Origin of the sequence: Noviherbaspirillum sp. L7-7A (genome assembly GCF_019052805.1) — a bacterium.
Classification (GTDB): Bacteria; Pseudomonadota; Gammaproteobacteria; order Burkholderiales; family Burkholderiaceae_D; genus Noviherbaspirillum_A.
Genome location: NZ_JAHQRJ010000001.1, coordinates 3,933,662 through 3,951,206 on the forward strand (window position 1 = coordinate 3,933,662; position 17,545 = coordinate 3,951,206).

General features: G+C 64.2%; 11 protein-coding genes. 6 read left to right on the forward strand and 5 right to left on the reverse strand.

Translation table 11 applies throughout. The features are described 5' to 3' along the window. Nucleotides 1-10 precede the first annotated feature (10 nt). Both KTQ42_RS17940 and KTQ42_RS17945 read right to left on the reverse strand, forming a co-directional pair. A complete protein-coding gene (locus KTQ42_RS17940) occupies nt 11-1,093 on the reverse strand; it encodes a glycosyltransferase (protein WP_217346703.1) in 1,083 nt (360 codons plus the stop codon). Nucleotides 1,094-1,256: 163 nt separating this feature from the next. Next, nucleotides 1,257-3,047 carry an ABC transporter ATP-binding protein/permease gene (locus KTQ42_RS17945; protein ID WP_217346704.1) on the reverse strand — a complete coding sequence of 597 codons (1,791 nt, stop codon included), beginning with the start codon at nt 3,045-3,047 and terminating at the stop codon, nt 1,257-1,259. 569 nt (nt 3,048-3,616) lie between these two features. Between KTQ42_RS17945 and KTQ42_RS17950 the strand changes: the two genes are divergently transcribed. The 4 genes from KTQ42_RS17950 (at nt 3,617) to KTQ42_RS17965 (ending at nt 8,883) form a co-directional block, all read left to right on the forward strand. Then, on the forward strand, nt 3,617-5,350 hold the full coding sequence (locus KTQ42_RS17950; protein WP_217346705.1) for a carbamoyltransferase C-terminal domain-containing protein: 1,734 nt from the start codon (nt 3,617-3,619) through the stop codon (nt 5,348-5,350). After that, the gene (locus KTQ42_RS17955) at nt 5,347-6,420 is read left to right on the forward strand and encodes a glycosyltransferase family 9 protein (RefSeq protein WP_249222812.1); all 1,074 of its coding nucleotides are present in this window, start codon (nt 5,347-5,349) and stop codon (nt 6,418-6,420) included. Before KTQ42_RS17950 ends, KTQ42_RS17955 begins: the two co-directional genes overlap by 4 nt. Before the next feature lie 23 nt (nt 6,421-6,443). After that, the gene (locus tag KTQ42_RS17960; RefSeq protein ID WP_217346706.1) at nt 6,444-7,445 is read left to right on the forward strand and encodes a UDP-glucuronic acid decarboxylase family protein; all 1,002 of its coding nucleotides are present in this window, start codon (nt 6,444-6,446) and stop codon (nt 7,443-7,445) included. Between the two features lie 262 nt (nt 7,446-7,707). Continuing rightward, nucleotides 7,708-8,883, forward strand: a complete 1,176-nt coding sequence (locus KTQ42_RS17965) for a hypothetical protein (protein ID WP_217346707.1) — start codon at nt 7,708-7,710, stop codon at nt 8,881-8,883. 88 nt (nt 8,884-8,971) lie between these two features. Here the strand turns inward: KTQ42_RS17965 and KTQ42_RS17970 are convergent, their stop codons facing one another. The 3 genes from KTQ42_RS17970 to KTQ42_RS17980 form a co-directional block, all read right to left on the reverse strand. After that, nucleotides 8,972-10,522, reverse strand: a complete 1,551-nt coding sequence (locus KTQ42_RS17970; protein WP_217346708.1) for a methyl-accepting chemotaxis protein — start codon at nt 10,520-10,522, stop codon at nt 8,972-8,974. 124 nt (nt 10,523-10,646) lie between these two features. Continuing rightward, nucleotides 10,647-11,408 carry a hypothetical protein gene (locus KTQ42_RS17975; RefSeq protein WP_217346709.1) on the reverse strand — a complete coding sequence of 254 codons (762 nt, stop codon included), beginning with the start codon at nt 11,406-11,408 and terminating at the stop codon, nt 10,647-10,649. A gap of 156 nt (nt 11,409-11,564) precedes the next feature. Beyond that, nucleotides 11,565-12,653: an acyltransferase family protein gene (locus tag KTQ42_RS17980; protein ID WP_217346710.1), complete on the reverse strand. Its 1,089-nt coding sequence runs from the start codon at nt 12,651-12,653 to the stop codon at nt 11,565-11,567. A gap of 381 nt (nt 12,654-13,034) precedes the next feature. On the opposite strand from KTQ42_RS17980, the gene KTQ42_RS17985 reads away from it, so the two are divergent. Beyond that, entirely contained in the window at nt 13,035-14,756 is a 1,722-nt protein-coding gene (locus KTQ42_RS17985) for an alkaline phosphatase D family protein (protein ID WP_217346711.1), read from the forward strand. A gap of 107 nt (nt 14,757-14,863) precedes the next feature. Continuing rightward, nucleotides 14,864-17,536 (forward strand): aminopeptidase N, encoded by a 2,673-nt coding sequence (gene pepN / locus KTQ42_RS17990; RefSeq protein ID WP_217346712.1) that lies wholly within the window; start codon nt 14,864-14,866, stop codon nt 17,534-17,536. The last annotated feature ends 9 nt before the right edge of the window (nt 17,537-17,545 follow it).

A 17,545-nucleotide genomic window follows, 5' to 3' on the forward strand; every position in this document is an offset into this window, starting at 1 on the left:
CCTGCCTCCATCACAGAAAGAGCACGCGAAAGCGCGCCGCGCCCACCATGCGCCACCACACCGCGAGCACCGGTATCGCGGCCGACGTCAATGCCATCTCGACCACATGGCCTGCGGTGCGCGTGGTGTTTTTCAGCCTGATTGCGCACAGCCAGGCGGTCATGCCCAGCCATACCGCTGCCGCCAGCATGGCCAGTGTCCGGTAACCCAGGGCCGTGCCCAGCACGGTGGCCAGCAGGGAAGCGACGATCAGGTAATAGTCCCAGCGCGGCGTGGCGCGGATCTTCTCGCGGTAGAGCCGTGGATGCTTCTTGTACAGCAGCGCATCGAACTGGATCTTCTTCTGCTGGCTGATCGACACGCCCCACTTTGCAGGGCGCACCGGATGCACCACCAGCGCATCGGGCGCATGCCTGATGCGGGCGCCCTGCGCCAGCAGGCGGAAATGAAAGTCGCTGTCCTCGCGCCAGGCCAGGCGGAACCGCTCGTCAAAGCCATCGAGCGCCTGCAGCATCGCCTTGCGGCAGAAGCAGTTGGCGGTAACGAACTCGGCAGTGGCCAGGTGGCTGGCATCGCGTTCATAGTCGGTCGGATTGTCGGGAAGCGGCATGGTGATGCGGCCCCACAATGCATCGACATCTACATCCAGCGCCATCAGGCCATGGCGCAGCCAGTTGGCGTCGGGCACGGTATCGTCGTCGGTGAAGGCGATCACTTCCGAACGGCCATGGCGCCAGCCACGGTTGCGGGCTGCCGCGGGCCCATGCGGCCCATGGTTGGCGACATAACGCACTGCCAGCCCGCGCCGCGCCGCCTGCGCTGCCCACTGGCCCACCACATCGCGGGTGGCGTCGCTGGGCGCGTCATCGACCACGATGATCTCCATGTCGGCGCCGCGCAGGGTCTGGCCAGTCAGCGCGGCCATGCAGCGGTTGAGCAGGTCGGCGCGGCCGCAGGTGGGCACCACCACCGACACCGGCAGGCGAAGCGCCAGGCCGGCCGGCGCCGCGCGGCGTTCCACGCCATCCCGTTGCGCCTTGCCGCCCGCCATGCTGGCCTGCGGCAAGGCTGATGAGTAAGCATGTCTGTCCATCACTTGATATCCATAAAGTCTGCAAAGCCCAGGGCAAGGACACGAAGCACAACAGTAGGAACAGCAAGAACAATCCCGGGCATCGCTGATGCAAATCCCGTTCCAGAGACGGAACGATCCCTACGGCAATCCGGCAAGCTCATGCGCTCATGCGCTCATGCGCTCATGCACGACTGGCAGCGGCGCGCTGGTCCATGTCTTCGCGTTGCTGCAGTTGCCAGAGCCGCGCATAGGCGCCATGCTTGCCCAGCAATTCCTCATGACTGCCGCGCTCAATTACACGGCCCTGTTCGAGCACGATGATTTCATCCGCATCCACTACGGTGGACAAACGATGCGCAATCATCAGCACGGTGCGGTTGTGCGACAGCCGGTTGAGTTCCTGCTGGATTGCATGCTCGGAAGCGGAGTCCAGCGCCGATGTCGCCTCGTCGAAGATCAGTATGGGCGGGTTCTTCAGCACCGCGCGCGCCACGGCGATGCGCTGCCGCTCGCCGCCGGACAGCGTCACGCCGCGCTCGCCGACTTCGGTGTCGTATTGCCCGGGCAGGGTGGTGATCAACTCGTGGATATGGGCCGCCTTGGCCGCGCCGACGGTCTCTTCCTGGCTGGCGCCCACCCGGCCATAGGCGATGTTGTAGCCGATGGTGTCGTTGAACAGCACCGTGTCCTGCGGCACCACGCCTATCATGCTGCGCACGCTGGTAGCGCTCACCCTGGCGATGTCCTGGCCATCCACCAGGATGCGCCCTTCGGCCGGCGCATAGAGCTTCAGCAGCAGGCGCGCCAGCGTCGACTTGCCCGAGCCGCTGCCGCCCACCACGGCCAGCGTGGCGCCAGGCGCTATGCGAAAGCTCACATCGCGCAGGATCGGCCGCGACGGTTCATAGCTGAAGCTGACATGCTCGAATACCACTTCGCCACGGCCGGGCGAGAGGGCCGGCATGCCGCGCGACTCTTCCATCTCGGGCCGTTCATGCAGGATGTCGAAGAGCCGTTCCGCATTGACCCAGGCATCGCGCGCCTCGCGGTACACGAAGCCCAGTGCATTGAGCGGCAGGCAGACCTGCAGGACATAGGCATTGATCAGCACCAGGTCGCCCACCGTCATGCGGCCGGCCATCACGTCGCTGCCTGCCTGCAGCATCACCGCCGCCACGCCGCAGGCAATGATGGCGCTCTGCCCGACATGCAGTGTGAACAGCGCTTTCTGGTTGGCCACGGCGGCTTCGGTCCAGTGGCGCATGATTTCTTCGAAGCGCTGCGCTTCCACCGTTTCATTGGTGAAGTACTTCACCGTGTCATAGTTGATCAGGCTGTCGGCAAGCCGGCTCTTGGCGCTGGAGTCCAGCCGGTTCACCCGCCGCTGATGAATCGTGCGGCGCGCTGTGAAGACGACGGTAAAGCCGGTATAGACCAGGAATGTCAGCATGATGAAGCCCGCATACCAGGCCTGGTAGCGCGAGGTGATGATGCCCAGCACCAGCGCGATCTCGATCAGGGTTGGCACCAGGGTGAACAGGCCCACGCCCAGCAGGAAGGCGATGCCGGCGGTGCCGCGGTCGATGTCGGGCAGCAGCCCGCCCATGCGCCGCTTCGCATGGAAGCGGGCACCCAGCAGATGCAGGTGCTCGAAGGTCATCTGCGCATAGTTGGCCACGGTGCGCTGCGTCACCCGTGAAAACACCAGGTCGCGCAACTCGTTGAACAGCGTGCTGGAAAAGCGCAGCAGCGCATAGCCCGCCAGCAGATAGATGGGCAGTGCCTTGAGCGTCTGCGGCTGGGACAGCGCATCGATGATGCGCTTGAGCAGCAGGGGCACGAGCACCGTGCTGATCTTTGCCGATATGAGCAGCACCACGGCGGCGGCGATGCGCCAGCGGTATGGTGCAACGACCTTGAGCAGGTCCTGCATCACACTCACTTTGGATAGCGCTGGCTTGGTGTCCGGCATCGCGAAGGTCGCCTCTTATCGTGATATCAGCCCATGCCATAAGGTCATCAGGCTTCTTCATCACGCTGGCCCGGCCCCACGCCTGCCGCCTTGAAAAACGGCATGGATTGCAATGACGCATGGTTGGCAAGCGTTAAAGCTCAGAACAGACGGGTGGCGTTTTTGTTCCTCGCTGCAGCGGTCTTTCCGTCCAAAAAATCTTGTCATGACAATTGAACGATTTACAAGTTCGTGTACTTCTTACCCGGCATTGCTTGCATGCGCGATGCAACTTTTCCGGGCATCATGCAGTCGGTTTTTCACCGATTCATGAAACGCCGTTTCTCGAAATAAAGCCGCTTTATAGGACGCTATAGCATCGTGGAAAAACGCTTCCATAAAAATAGCCGGATAACAGTGAAATGTTATTTCGGCTTGTAAATAAAGGAACTCTGCTGTTTCAGCATTATCAGGGAAGCATAGTGTTGACTGCATTGCGCAGCGAAAATTTTGCGATAACAGGTATATCGCTTGCTAGCGCATAGCCGGTCTGGCGAGGCAAGCCTGCGCCTGAAAACCGGAGGGCTTCTATGTTCACACTGGGTATCAATGCCGCATTCCATGATTGTTCCGCCTGCCTCGTTTCCGATGGCGTGGTGCTTGCCGCTGCGGAAGAGGAACGCTTCACCCGCGTCAAGCATGGCAAGCGGCCAGTGCCGTTCACCGTATGGCAACTGCCTTACCATGCGATCGACTATTGCCTGAAGGAGGCCGGCATTAGCCTGCGCGATGTCGACCATGTCGCTTATTCCTATGATCCTTGGCTGCAGCTGGACCGCAATTCGGTTGGCGCCACGCTGGCGCTGCCCCTGGAGCCTTCGAAGGAAGGCGGACCGGCGCCATGGGATGCGTTGTCGCTGTCCTATATCGTCAACGCGCCGCGCCAGCTTGCCGGCGGCGCGCCGCATCACCTGAAGAAGCGCTTCCAGGGCGTGAGCCATGACGGCCCGTTCAGATGGCACTTCGTCGAACATCATCTGTCGCATGAAGCCAGCGCCTTCATGGCCGCGCCCTTCGATGACTGCGCGGTGCTGACCATGGACGGGCGGGGCGAACGCGCCACCACCAGCTATGGCATCTACCGCAATGGACGCCATGAGCGCATCAAACAGGTCAACCTGCCGCATTCGCTGGGCCTGCTGTACGAAGTCGTGACCGACCATCTCGGCTTTCTGCGCTCATCCGATGAATACAAGGTGATGGCCCTGGCGTCCTTCGGCAAGCCGGCCCATGTCGACCTCTTCCGCGACGTGCTGAGGTATCACGGCAATGGCGACTACACGGTCGGGCAACCGGACTGGACAGCCCTGCTGGGGCCGGCCAGGGAACGCGGCGGCCCGACCGAGCAGAAGCATATGGACATTGCGCATTCGCTGCAGGTGGTGCTGGAAGAGACCGTGGGCCGCATGGCGCAGTGGCTGCATGAAGCCACCGGATCGAAGAACCTGGTGCTGGCCGGCGGCGTGGCGCTCAACTGCGTGATGAATGCCCGGCTGCGCGACCATGGCCCTTATGAACAGGTGTGGGTGCAACCCGCCGCGGGCGACTCCGGCACCTCGCTCGGCGCGGCATTGTGGGTCGATGCGCAGCAGCGCGCCGGGCAGCCGCGCCGCTGGTCCATGGACCATGTCTTCCTCGGCCCGTCGTATGGCGACGAGGAGATCGAGGCTTTCCTGCGGCAGGCCATGCTGCCATACCGGCGCAGCGACAATATCGCCGCCGACGCCGCCGTGCTGCTGGCGCAGGGCAAGGTGCTGGGCTGGTTCCAGGGCCGCATGGAATACGGTCCGCGCTCGCTGGGCGCGCGATCGATTCTGGCGTCGCCGGTCAAGGCCGAAATGCAGGCCAGGCTCAACCAGATCAAGGACAGGGAAGACTTCCGGCCCGTGGCCCCGGTGGTGCTGGAAGAGGAGGCGGCCGACTGGTTCGTCAATGCCGGCGTGTCGCCCTTCATGGTGTTCATCAACGATGTCAGGCCGGACCGGGTCGACCAGATTCCGGCGGTGCGGCATGTCGACGGCACGGCGCGCATACAGACCATCAACCGCAGCCAGAACCCGGTGTACTACGACCTGCTGCAGGAATTTCGCAAGCACACCGGCGTGCCGGTGCTGGTCAACACCTCCTTCAATACCCGCGGCGAGCCCATCGTCTGCACCCCGCGCGATGCGGTCGAGTCGTTCTGCACCACGCCGCTGGATGCGCTGGCCATCGGTTCCTTCCTGCTGGAGAAGCCGACGCTGCTCACCGGAGGCAATCCATGAGCGCAGCCGCGCCGGCGCTGGACCTTGCCGGCATGCGGCGCATCGCGGTGTTCCGCGCGCTGCAACTGGGCGACATGCTGTGCACGGTGCCGGCGCTGCGCGCACTGCGCAGGGCTGCGCCGCATGCGGAGATCACCCTGATCGGCCTGCCCTGGGCTGCCGGCTTCGTCGAGCGCTTCAGCACGTACCTGGACCGGCATATCTGCTTTCCGGGTTATCCGGGCATGCCGGAAAGCGAGCCCGATGTGCAGGCGCTGCCAGGTTTCTTTGCCGCTGCCCGCGAGCGGCGATTCGACCTGGCGCTGCAGCTGCACGGCAGCGGCGGCCTCAGCAATCCGGTGACGCTGGCGCTGGGCGCGGCCCGCACCGCGGGCTTCCACGCGGCCGGCGATCCCTGCCCGGATGCGGCGACCTATGCGCCATGGTCGCAAGGGGAGCATGAAGTACTGCGCTACCTGCGCCTGCTGCGCTTGCTGGGCGTGCCTGCATGCGGCGAGCAGCTGGAATTTCCCTTGCGCCCGGAAGACCATGCCGCGCTGGCCCGCGCCGCGCCGGGCCTGGCGCCCGGCAGCTATGTCTGCATCCATCCCGGCGCGCGCCTGCCGTCGCGGCGCTGGCCGCCGCAGCGCTTTGCGCAGGTGGCCGACGGCCTGGCCGGGCAGGGCTGGACCGTGGTCATCACCGGCTCGCCGGACGAGCGCGAGCTTACGCGGGGCGTGCGCTGTGCAATGCATGCGCAGGCAATCGACCTGACCGGCGCCACCACGCTGGGTTCGCTGGCGGCGCTGCTGGCCGGCGCCCGGCTGCTGGTCTGCAATGACACCGGCGTGTCGCATGTGGCCGCGGCCATGGCCACGCCCAGCGTGGTGATCTGTTCCGGCGCCGATCCCGGCCGCTGGGCGCCGCTGGACCATGATCGCCATCGGGTGCTGCATGCCGATGTGCCATGCCGTCCCTGCGCGCATCGGGTCTGCCCAATGATTGGGCACCCTTGCGCCACCGGCGTTTCCAGCGCCAGCGTGCTGGCCAGCGCCGAGGCCCTGTGCCGTGAAGCGGCACTTCAACCGTGACATGCAAACTGGAGGCTTCCATCATGAAGGAACTGCATTGCAGGCGTATTCTGGTGACCGGCGGCGCCGGCTTCCTTGGCTCGCATCTGTGCGAGCACCTGCTCAACCAGGGCCATGACGTACTGTGCGTGGACAACTTCTACACCGGCAGCAAGCTCAATATCTGCCACCTTCTGACCCGGCCCAACTTCGAGCTGCTGCGCCATGACGTGACCTTCCCGCTGTATGTGGAAGTCGACGAGATCTACAACCTGGCCTGCCCGGCGTCGCCCGTGCATTACCAGCATGACCCGGTGCAGACCACCAAGACCAGCGTGCATGGCGCGATCAACATGCTGGGCCTGGCCAAGCGGGTCAAGGCCCGGATACTGCAGGCTTCCACCAGCGAGGTCTATGGCGACCCCGAGATGCATCCGCAGGTGGAAGGCTACTGGGGCCACGTCAACCCGATCGGGCCGCGCTCCTGCTATGACGAAGGCAAGCGCTGCGCCGAAACCCTGTTCATGGACTACCGGCGCCAGCACGGCATGGCGGTCAAGATCGCCCGCATCTTCAATACCTACGGGCCGCGCATGCATCCCAACGACGGCCGCGTGGTATCGAACTTCATCATGCAGGCGCTGGCCAACGAGCCCATCACCATCTACGGCGACGGCATGCAGACCCGTTCCTTCTGCTTCGTCGACGACCTGATCGACGGCCTGGTGCGGCTGATGCAGACGCCGGATGATTTCTGCGGTCCGGTCAACCTGGGCAATCCGGTGGAGTTCACCATGCTGCAGCTGGCGCAGGAAGTGATCCGGCTGACCGGCTCCGCCTCGGTCATCGAGCACCGGCCGATTCCCTGCGACGACCCGGTGCGGCGCAAGCCCGACATCGCGCTGTCGCGCACCTACCTGGGCTGGGAGCCGAAAGTCCCGCTGGAACAGGGCCTGCAGCGCACCATTGCCTACTTCAGGGACCTGCGCCTGGCGATGGGGCGCGAGCAGCAGGCCAGTGCCGTTCCGGGCCTTGCCCATCACTGAGCATCTCTGCGCATTACCGATTTGTGAGGCGCCCGTGGCGGGCGCCTTTTGCATTTGGGTCAAGCGGCGTGCATTGCAACCAAATGGCGGGAAATTTCACTACAGGAGTGTCCTGTGGACGGTTTGCCAAGGCCGGATATGCGGTGGACTCGCCACATCGCCCCTGATTCGTCGCTGCAATCGAGGAAGGTCCTGATGGCCTTTCACAGTGGACCTGATCCCGAAAACATCGCGGCGCCGATGATTACTTAGGAGGAATGCAATGATAAAAAAATGGTATCGGAATCTGTTTCGCATTTTCTGTCTTGGTCTTGCAGCATTTCTGGTGGCCTGCGGAGGAGGCAGCAACGGCGGCAACAATAGCAATGCCGACAGCGGCGACTCTGGTAAAAACCCAGTCCCATTGACGCCGCTTCTTTCCCCCATTACGACAGCGAACTTCGATTACCTCAGTGCATCTGCTTACCTTGGACTGGAAAACCTGGCCGAAATGGCAGAGGGCGTTGGTGTCGCCGCGGCGGATTTTCCAGGCGCACTCGAGCTTCCCGGACTGCTCGGCAGCGATATGGGTGCCGGCAGCGCTGCGGTCCCATTGCTCGGCCTTGCGATGAAAACGGCAGGCTTCCAACTGGTGGCAGGCGTTCCCCAGAAATTCGACTGCGAATTCGGCGGCTCGATCACCCTCTCGGGCGCAATGGCAAATCAGAACCGCCTCACGCAAGGCGATGAGGTCAGGGTCGTCATGGAAAACTGCCGACGTCCGGATGGGCCCGCCGATGTCGCCGGCGATCTCATCAACGGCAATATGAGCCTGTCAGTAAAGGAGCTCAACGGCACGCCAGGCCCCGATTCAGTCTGGTCAGGCATCATTGCGGTCCGCTACGACAATCTGGGCTCAGTGTCTGACACCGGCACCGAAAGCCTGAACGGAGATGCGCAGGTCAATATCAGCCAGTCTGCGAGAGAGAACCAGGTGCTTGCCGCAACGGGGAAGGAGTTGCGGCTGACGCAGCAGGCGCCAGGTAAGGCCGCGCAGGAGCTTGTACTGCGTGACTACCGGGCTGACATCCGCAAGTCTGGCGACAATCTTTCCTTGGGCGGCAACTTCACCTTCAGCACCATCAAGCCAGGTGAAGGCACGTTGCTCGTCGGCGTCTCCACCGGTAAGCCCTTTACCGTCAATATCGAGGATGCGATTCCGGTTACGCCGCCGGATGGCGCGCCGCCGGGGGACGGCATCCGTCAGGTTGATGTGTATCCCTCTTCCGGCCAGATGACCATCACCGGCGCGGCAAGCAATGCCACCCTGGAAGCGGAAAAGTCTGGCGATCAGGTTCCCCGCTTCCTTGCGCGCCTGACCGTACAGGCCACGCGCAGTGACGGAAGCTATGCGGCTTCGCAAACCCTGCTCTGGAAAGACCTGTTGAGCGCGCTGTAACTGGCCATTACAGTGCAGGGCGGCCAGGCCAGATTCCAGCCGGCCGCCAGACCTTGCTGCCGGTGGCCACTCTACTGGCGTTCCCGCCTTAGCCCGTAATCCGGAACTCGCTGACCGCCTGCGCCAGTTGCTGCGACTGCTCATGCATGGAGGCCGATGCCGCCGAGGCCTGTTCCACCAGCGCCGCATTCTGCTGGGTCACCTGGTCCATCTGCGCGATGGCCTGGTTGACCTGCTCGATGCCGGCGCTCTGTTCATTGCTGGCGGCGCTGATCTCGGCCATGATGTCGGTCACCCGCCGCACGCTGGTCACCACGTCCTCCATGGTGCTGCCTGCCCGGTTCACCAGTTCGGCGCCATCGCCTACCCGCGCAACCGATTCATTGATCAATTCCTTGATCTCGCGCGCTGCCGCGGCGGAACGCTGCGCCAGGCTTCTCACCTCGGTGGCCACCACTGCGAAGCCACGGCCTTCCTCGCCGGCGCGAGCCGCTTCCACCGCCGCGTTCAGCGCCAGGATGTTGGTCTGGAAGGCAATGCCATCGATCACGCCGATGATGTCGACAATCCGCTTGGACGAGGCATCGATCGCGGCCATGGTGTCGACCACCTGCGACACCACCACGCCGCCCTGCGCCGCCACATCGGCCGCGCTGATCGCCATCTGGTTGGCCTGGCGCGCATTCTCGGCATTCTGGCGCACGGTCGATGTCAGCTCTTCCATCGACGATGCGGTTTCCTCCAGCGCGCTGGCCTGCTGCTCGGTGCGGGACGACAGGTCGAGGTTGCCGGCCGCGATCTCGCTCGATGCGGTCGAGATGGTCTCGGTGCCACGGCGTACCTGCGACACGATGCGCAGCAGGTTGCCGTTCATGTCCTTCAATGCCTGCAGCAAGGCGCCGGCTTCATCGGTGGACCGCACTTCGATCTCGCCGGTCAGGTCGCCGGCGGCCACCCGGCGCGCCGCTTCCACCGCCATGTCCATCGGGCGGGTAATGCTGACGGTCATGAACCAGGCGCACAGGACGGCGAGCAGCACGCCGGCCGCGGCCAGCGCCATCATCTGCTTGCGGCTGGCGCGTTCGATGTCCAGGATTTCCGCCGCCTTGATGTCAAGATGGTCGCGCTGCATCTGCAGCAGTTCGCCGGTCAGCTTGCTGTACTGTTTCGCCTGCGGCAGATAGGACGTCTCCAGCACGCGGGCTGCGCCGTCGGCGTCGCCGCCGGCCTTCTTCGCCATTATTTCGTCGCGCGCGGCGGCATAGCTCTTGCGCACCTCGGTGATCTTTGCATACAGCGCCTTCTCGTCCTCGTCGGCCAGCAGCGGCTCGATCTTCTTGAGCAACTCGCTGGAGCTCCTGGTGGTTTCCGCCGCATCGTCCTTGAAGAAGGTGGCCAGGGCCGGATCGGCGCTCTTCGAGATTGCCGTGGTGCGCACCACGGCATTGCTGATGTTCTTGTTCCAGTCGCTGATCAGCCTTTCCTTGATCAATGGCAGCGCCATCATTTCCCGCGAAGCCTGGCCGACCGCGGCCAGCTTCATCACACCGATCAGGGTAATCAGGATCGACAGTGCCAGCAACAGGCCGAAGCCCAGTGCCAGGCGCCGGCCGACTTTCATGTTCTGCAAAACATTCATGGAAGACTCGTAATGAAAGCCCGGGCGCGTGGCCCAGGCAGATGTCGGAAAAATAACGCGGCAGGAGACAGCCAAAGCCGTCCCTGCCTCGTGGTACAGGGTTAACGGCGTGAAAAAAGGAAACTTAAACCGGCTGGTCGCTGGCCTGTTCCGCCAGCCCCTGGCTGCCCGCCATTCCCAGGCGCGCCTGGCCATGCGGGCAGAGGTCGAGAAGGATGCAGGCGCCGCAGCGCGGCGCGCGCCAGGTGCAGGTGTCCTTGCCGTGCCGCATCAGCACCTGGTGGTTGTCATAGACCTGCTGCGCATCCCATTCTTCGGGAAGCTGCGCTTCCAGTACGCGGTGCGATGGCCCGACCGCCATCGTGGCCGGAATCAGCCCGAGCCGGGCAGCCACCCGGTGGTGATGGCTGTCCACCGGCAGCGCCCTGCCGCGCAGGTTGCTGAAGGACAGCACCGCCGCGCTGGTCTTGGGGCCGACGCCCGGCAGGCTTTCCAGCCAGGCGCGCGCCTCCGCAACCGGCCAGTCGCGCAGGAATTCCAGCGACATCACGCCATTGCCGCGCGCGGTCACTTCGCGCAGCACCTGCTGGATGCGTGGCGCCTTCTGCTCCGGCCAGGTACAGGCGGAGATGGCTTCCTGCACCTCGGCCACCGGCGCGTCGCGCATGGCTTCCCAGTCGGCAAAGCGCTCGCGCAGCGCGCGGAATGCCATGCCGGAGTCGCGGTTGAGCGTCCGGTGCGACAGCAGCGACGACACCAGCTCGCTGAGCGGATCGATGGTGTGGAAGTATTTGAGGGGGCAATGATAGTGTCCGCATAGCCGCCGATGAATTTCCAGCGCCTTGGCCTGCAGGTCTGGCGAGATTGAGAGAGCGAGAGCGGGCATGCGGTTCTTTCCATTGCAGGAGAAACAGCGGCAGTTGAAATGAGGTCTTGAGCATGGGACTTGCGCAGGGAAAATTCGTTTCGCTGCCAACCGTCATTGCGCCTGCATCGCACGCTTGCCTTGCTTGTCGTCAAACCAGCCGAAGCTGCCTTGTTCTCAATTGCCTGGGCGGGCCGACGCCGCCGCATGCTGCCTGCGTGCGCGCGCTCTTTCCTGCAGGCTGTACAAGCCCGCTTTCAGGAGAAGGCGGGATCGTTCAATCAGAGGCGTTGCAATGAACACCAGAAGCAGGCTGCCGACGATCACCAGGGCCCTGCGCTGCCAGCTCGACGGATCTTCCGGCCCGGCATAGCTGAAGAACTGGATCAGCGGCCGATGCAGCAGATACAGCGGGAAGGTGGTTGCGGCCACGGTTGTGATCAGCGAGCGCAAACGCCCCGGCAAGGCCGGGAAGGCATTCGACAGCCCGTACATGCCAAGCAGATGCATCAGGAAGGCGAGCGCATCGATATAGCGGCCAATGATTTCCTCATCCATGATGCGGTACTGTGCCGGCGCCAGGTAGCGCACATGAGGCGATGCCACGAGCAGCATCAGCCCGGCAATGGCCAGCAACCAGCACCATGCCCTGGGCAGCGTCGTTTTCATGCAGAACCGGTAGGCCACGAAGCCCAGGCACCAGATCGGGAAAAGCGCCGCAATCACCGGGCCGGAGAGGGCCAGCAGCAACGCCACCCATAACCACCGGGTGGGCCGTTTCGAAAAAAAGAGGACGCCGAACAGCAGGTAATAGATGGCCTCGTAGCTCAGCGACCAGAATGGCGCGTTGATGCCTGGCACGAGCTCGAGATGCCAGACTTCCTGCAGCATCAGCAGCGAAGCGAGATAGCGCAGCAGCAGATGGTCGCCCGCAAACCACGGCTGCCCAAGGTAAAGCGCCGGCGCCACCCGCACGCCAAACCAGTCGATCACGAAGGTCAGCGCCAGCGCCGGAAGCACGACGGACCATAGCCGCGCCGCGCGGCTGTTCAGATAGACCTGCCAGGTGCGCTCCTTCACATCGGTGACATAGGCAATCACGAAGCCCGACAGCACGAAGAAGATCACCACGCAGGTATCGCCATAGTCACCCAGCTGCCACAGCAATCCGGCAGTCCAGTGGATGCCGGAGGCGTGGCCGAGAAAGACGACCATGGCAGCCAGGAAGCGAACCATGTCCAGGTAAGAAGAGAAATTCAGCGGCATTGTTTCTGTTCGGTAAGAAATGAGGGCAGGGCCATGAAGCGCCAAAGGATACTTATTATTCAGACAAGCAGCGACTGCTTCGGACAGGGATATTGATCGATTCGCCCTTGGCTGGCCGTGGATGCGCAACGGCAATGCCTCAGGCAAATGCGCATCCGGCCTTCAGGCCGACGCCATCGAATTGCAGCCCGACACTGCAGCTGGTATCTGCTGAACGGTGATGCCTGGCCAATTCCATGCAACCCAAAGCCAGGGCAGAACATCGCAGCCGGCCCGCCACGACCTTTGCGCAACCTTAAACCGGGCCCGTTACGGACAGGCTAGCGTTGGGACTCGCCCCATCGTCGCAAGGCGCCAGACAGGGCTTCGGAAGGAAATGCCATGGGACGCCCCCGCAATCTCAAACCCGGCCGCCGCGGCCCCAGCCGCCGCGATTTCCTCAGACGCACCGGTGCAGCCATGCTGGCCATACCGCTGCTCGATGCCTGCGGCGGCAAGGACGACGATCACGACAGCAACACCGGCACCGGCGGCACGACGCCTTCCGGCAGCAACCGGTTCCTGCATGGCGTGGCCAGCGGCGACCCCTTGTCCGATGCGGTGCTGCTCTGGACGCGGGTCAGCCCCGCCGGCAATGCCGCGGTCAGCGTCGATTATCTGGTGGCCACCGACCCGGCCCTGAGTAATGTGGTCAAGCGCGGCAGCGCCAGCACCGATGCCAGCCGCGACTACACCGTCAAGGTCGACGTCGGCGGGCTGCAGCCCGGCACCAGCTATTACTACCGGTTTTCCGCGCCCGGCGGCCAGTCGCCGGTCGGCCGCACCAGAACCCTGCCCGCCGGCGACACGGGCAACCTGCGCATCGCCGTGACCAGCTGCGCCAGCCTGGCCCACGGCTTCTTCAATGCCTACCGCCGCGTCGCCGAGCGTGCCGACCTCGATCTGGTGGTGCACCTGGGCGATTACATCTATGAATACGGCAGCGGCCAGTATGGCAGCCTGCGTTCCTACGAGCCTGCCACCGAAGCCATCACGCTGGCGGATTACCGTGCAAGGCATGCCCAGTACAAGCGCGATGCCGACCTGCAGGAAGTGCATCGCCAGCACCCGATGGTGGCGATCTGGGATGACCATGAGGTGGCCAATGACGCCTGGGCCGGCGGCGCGCAAAACCATACCGAAGGCGTGGAAGGCAGCTGGAGCGCGCGCGTGGCCGCCGCGCTGCAGGCTTACCATGAATGGATGCCGGTGCGGGTAGTCGACCCGGCCAACCTGAAAAAAAACAACCGCAGCTTCGCGCTGGGCAAGCTGGCCGACCTGATCATGCTGGAAGAGCGTTTCAATGCCCGGTCGCAGCAGGCGCAGCCGACGCCCGACATCAATGCCAATACCCTGAACGCCGGCACCACCTTCACCCAGTCCGGCGCCTTTACCGACCCGACGCGCCAGATGCTGGGCACGGAAGAGGAAGACTGGCTGGGCACCCGCCTGCGCGGCTCCGGCGCCAGATGGAAACTGATCGGGCAAGGCGTGATGTTTGCGCAGTTGAAGGCCAGGCCCGGCGTGCTGCCCGATGGCGGCACCTTTCTCAACCCCGACCAGTGGGACGGCTACCAGCCGGCGCGCGACCGGGTCTACAACATCATCAAGGGCAATGCCGGCGCGCCCGCGGTGGGCAATGTGGTGGTTCTCACCGGCGACATCCACAGCGCATGGGCGGCGGACCTGAGCCAGGACCCCAGCAACAGCAATGTGGCCCAGGGCGGTTACGACCCCGACACCGGCGCCGGCTCGCATGCGGTGGAACTGATCACCACCTCGGTCACCTCGCCGGCGATCGATGATGAACGGGGCGTGATCGCCGCGGCGCTGAAGCTGGTCAATCCGCATGTGAAGTATGTCGAACTCGACAAGCGCGGCTACATGCTGCTCGACATCAATGCCAGCCGCGTGGTGGCGGAATGGTGGTATGTCGACACCATCGCCGGCCGCAGCGCCAACCAGGCCTTCGGCCGCGCGGTGCAGGTGCTGGCCGGCGCCAACCACCTGAGCAGCGGCGCCCAGACCGCCCCGCGGCCGAATCCGCCGGCGCTGGCGCCCTGATGCGGTAGCAGGCACCGCACCGCCGCAAGGGACGGGCATAAAAACAATGCACGCCCGCCGTGCATTGGTAAAATGCCCATTCGCCTTTTCACCCGTCCCGACATCCCATGCGAACCGATACTTCCCAGGCAATCTATCGCAGCGACTATGCCGCGCCGAACTACCGTGTAGAAACCGTCGAACTGGGCTTCGACCTCGATCCCAAGCTGACCCGGGTCGCGGCGCGCCTGACCATGACTCGCAATCCCGATGGCCGCGCCAACGACATCGTGCTCCATGGCGACACGCTGGAACTGGTGGCGCTGCGCATGAACGGCAAGCTTCTGAACCGCCGCGCCTATCGCCTGAACGGCGGCGAACTGGTGATCCCCGGCGCGCCGGACAATGTCACGCTGGAAATCGAGACCGCGCTGCATCCCGACGCCAATACCTCGCTGATGGGCCTGTATGTGTCCAACGGGAATTTCTTCACCCAGTGCGAAGCCGAGGGCTTCCGCAAGATCACCTACTTCCCCGACCGGCCGGATGTGATGGCGCGCTACACCGTGATGCTGCGCGCCGACAGGCAGAAGTATCCGGTGCTGCTGTCCAACGGCAACCTGATCGAGGAGGGCGACCTGGGCGACGGCCGCCATTACGCGCTGTGGGAAGACCCGTTCATGAAGCCGTCCTACCTGTTCGCCCTGGTGGCCGGCAACTTGGTCTGCCAGGAAGAGCGCTACACCCTGCAGTCAGGCCGCGAGGTGCTGCTGCAGGTCTGGGTGGAGGAGGGCAACCTCGACAAGACCCAGCATGCAATGGATTCGCTGAAGAACAGCATACGCTGGGACGAGGAGCGTTTTGGCCTGGAACTGGACCTGGACCGCTTCATGATCGTCGCCGTCGGCGACTTCAACATGGGCGCGATGGAAAACAAGGGCCTCAACATCTTCAACACCAAGTATGTGCTGGCCAATTCCCGCATCGCCACCGACGCCGATTACGCCAACATCGAAGCCGTGGTCGGCCATGAGTACTTCCACAACTGGACCGGCAACCGCGTCACCTGCCGCGACTGGTTCCAGCTGTCGCTGAAGGAAGGCCTGACCGTGTTCCGCGACCAGGAGTTTTCCGCCGACATGGTGGGCACCGAGAGCGGCCGCGCGGTCAAGCGCATCGACGATGTGCGGGTGCTGCGCCAGGCCCAGTTCCCGGAAGATGCCGGCCCGATGGCGCACCCGGTGCGGCCCGACAGCTATGTCGAGATCAGCAACTTCTACACCGTCACCATCTACGAAAAGGGCAGCGAGGTGGTGCGCATGTACCAGACCCTGCTGGGCCGCGACGGCTTCAGGAAGGGCATGGACCTGTACTTTAAGCGCCATGACGGCCAGGCCGTGACCTGCGACGACTTCCGCGCCGCCATGGCCGATGCCAACGGCCGCAACCTCGACCAGTTCGAGCGCTGGTACAGCCAGGCCGGCACGCCGCGCGTGACGGTCAAGACCCGCTTCGACGAAGAGAGCCGCACCTACGACATCACGCTGAGCCAGTCCTGCCCGCCCACGCCCGGCCAGAAGACCAAGCTGCCGTTCCATATCCCGGTCAAGGTCGGCCTGCTGGATGCCATTGGCGCCGACCTGCCGCTGACGCTGGAAGGCGAGGATGTTGCCGACGCGCCCGCCACCCGGGTGCTGGAACTGACCGAGGAAAGCCAGACCTTCCGCTTCGTCGGCGTGCCGGAAAAGCCGGTGCCTTCGCTGCTGCGCGACTTTTCCGCGCCGGTGGTGCTGGATTATGAATACACCGACGAGGAACTGGCCTTCCTGATGGCCAATGACAGCGACCCGTTCAACCGCTGGGAAGCCGGCCAGCGCCTGGCCACCCGCCGGCTGCTGACCCTGACCCGCATGGTGCAGAACCAGGAGCCGATGCGCGAATCCACCGCCAACCTGGAAACCTATGCGGCGGCGCTGCACAAGACCCTGGCCGACAGCACGCTGGACCCGGCCTTCCGCGAACTGGTGCTGACCCTGCCCAGCGAAGGCGTGCTGGCCGAGCAGATGGAGGTGATCGATCCGCAGGCCATCCACACCGCCCGCCAGTTCATGCGCCGCCTGCTGGCGCGCACCCTGCGCAACGAGCTGGTGCAGTTGTACCAGCTGAGCCAGACGCCAGGCGAGTACAGCCCGGATGCGCTGTCGGCCGGCAAGCGCGGCCTGAAGAACGTCGCGCTGCAGTACCTGGCCGAACTGGACGACACCGACAGCCACGCCATGGCCCAGTCCCAGTACGACCAGGCCGGCAACATGACCGACCGCATCGCCGCGCTGGCCGCGCTGCAGAACAGCAGCGCGCCCGGCCGCAAGGATGCGCTGGAGCGCTTCTACACGGAATTCGAGGACGAGCCGCTGGTGATCGACAAGTGGTTCTCGCTGCAGGCGATGGCGCCCGCCACCGATGTCAATGCGGTGCGCGCACTGATGAAGCACAAGGCCTTCAGCCTGAAGAACCCGAACCGGGCGCGCAGCCTGATCTTCAGCTTCTGCAACGGCAACCCGGCGCAGTTCCATGCCGCCGACGGCAGCGGCTACCTGTTCTGGTCCGAGCAGGTGATTGCACTGAACACCCTGAATCCGCAGGTCGCCGCCCGCCTGGCCCGCACCCTGGACCGCTGGCGCAAGTACGCGCCGGCGCTGCAGGAGCAGATGCAGGAAGCATTGCAGCGGGTTGCCGCCACGCCGCGCCTGTCCAAGGATGTCTTCGAGGTCATCAGCAAGGCACTCGCCGCCGATGAATGATCAACAATT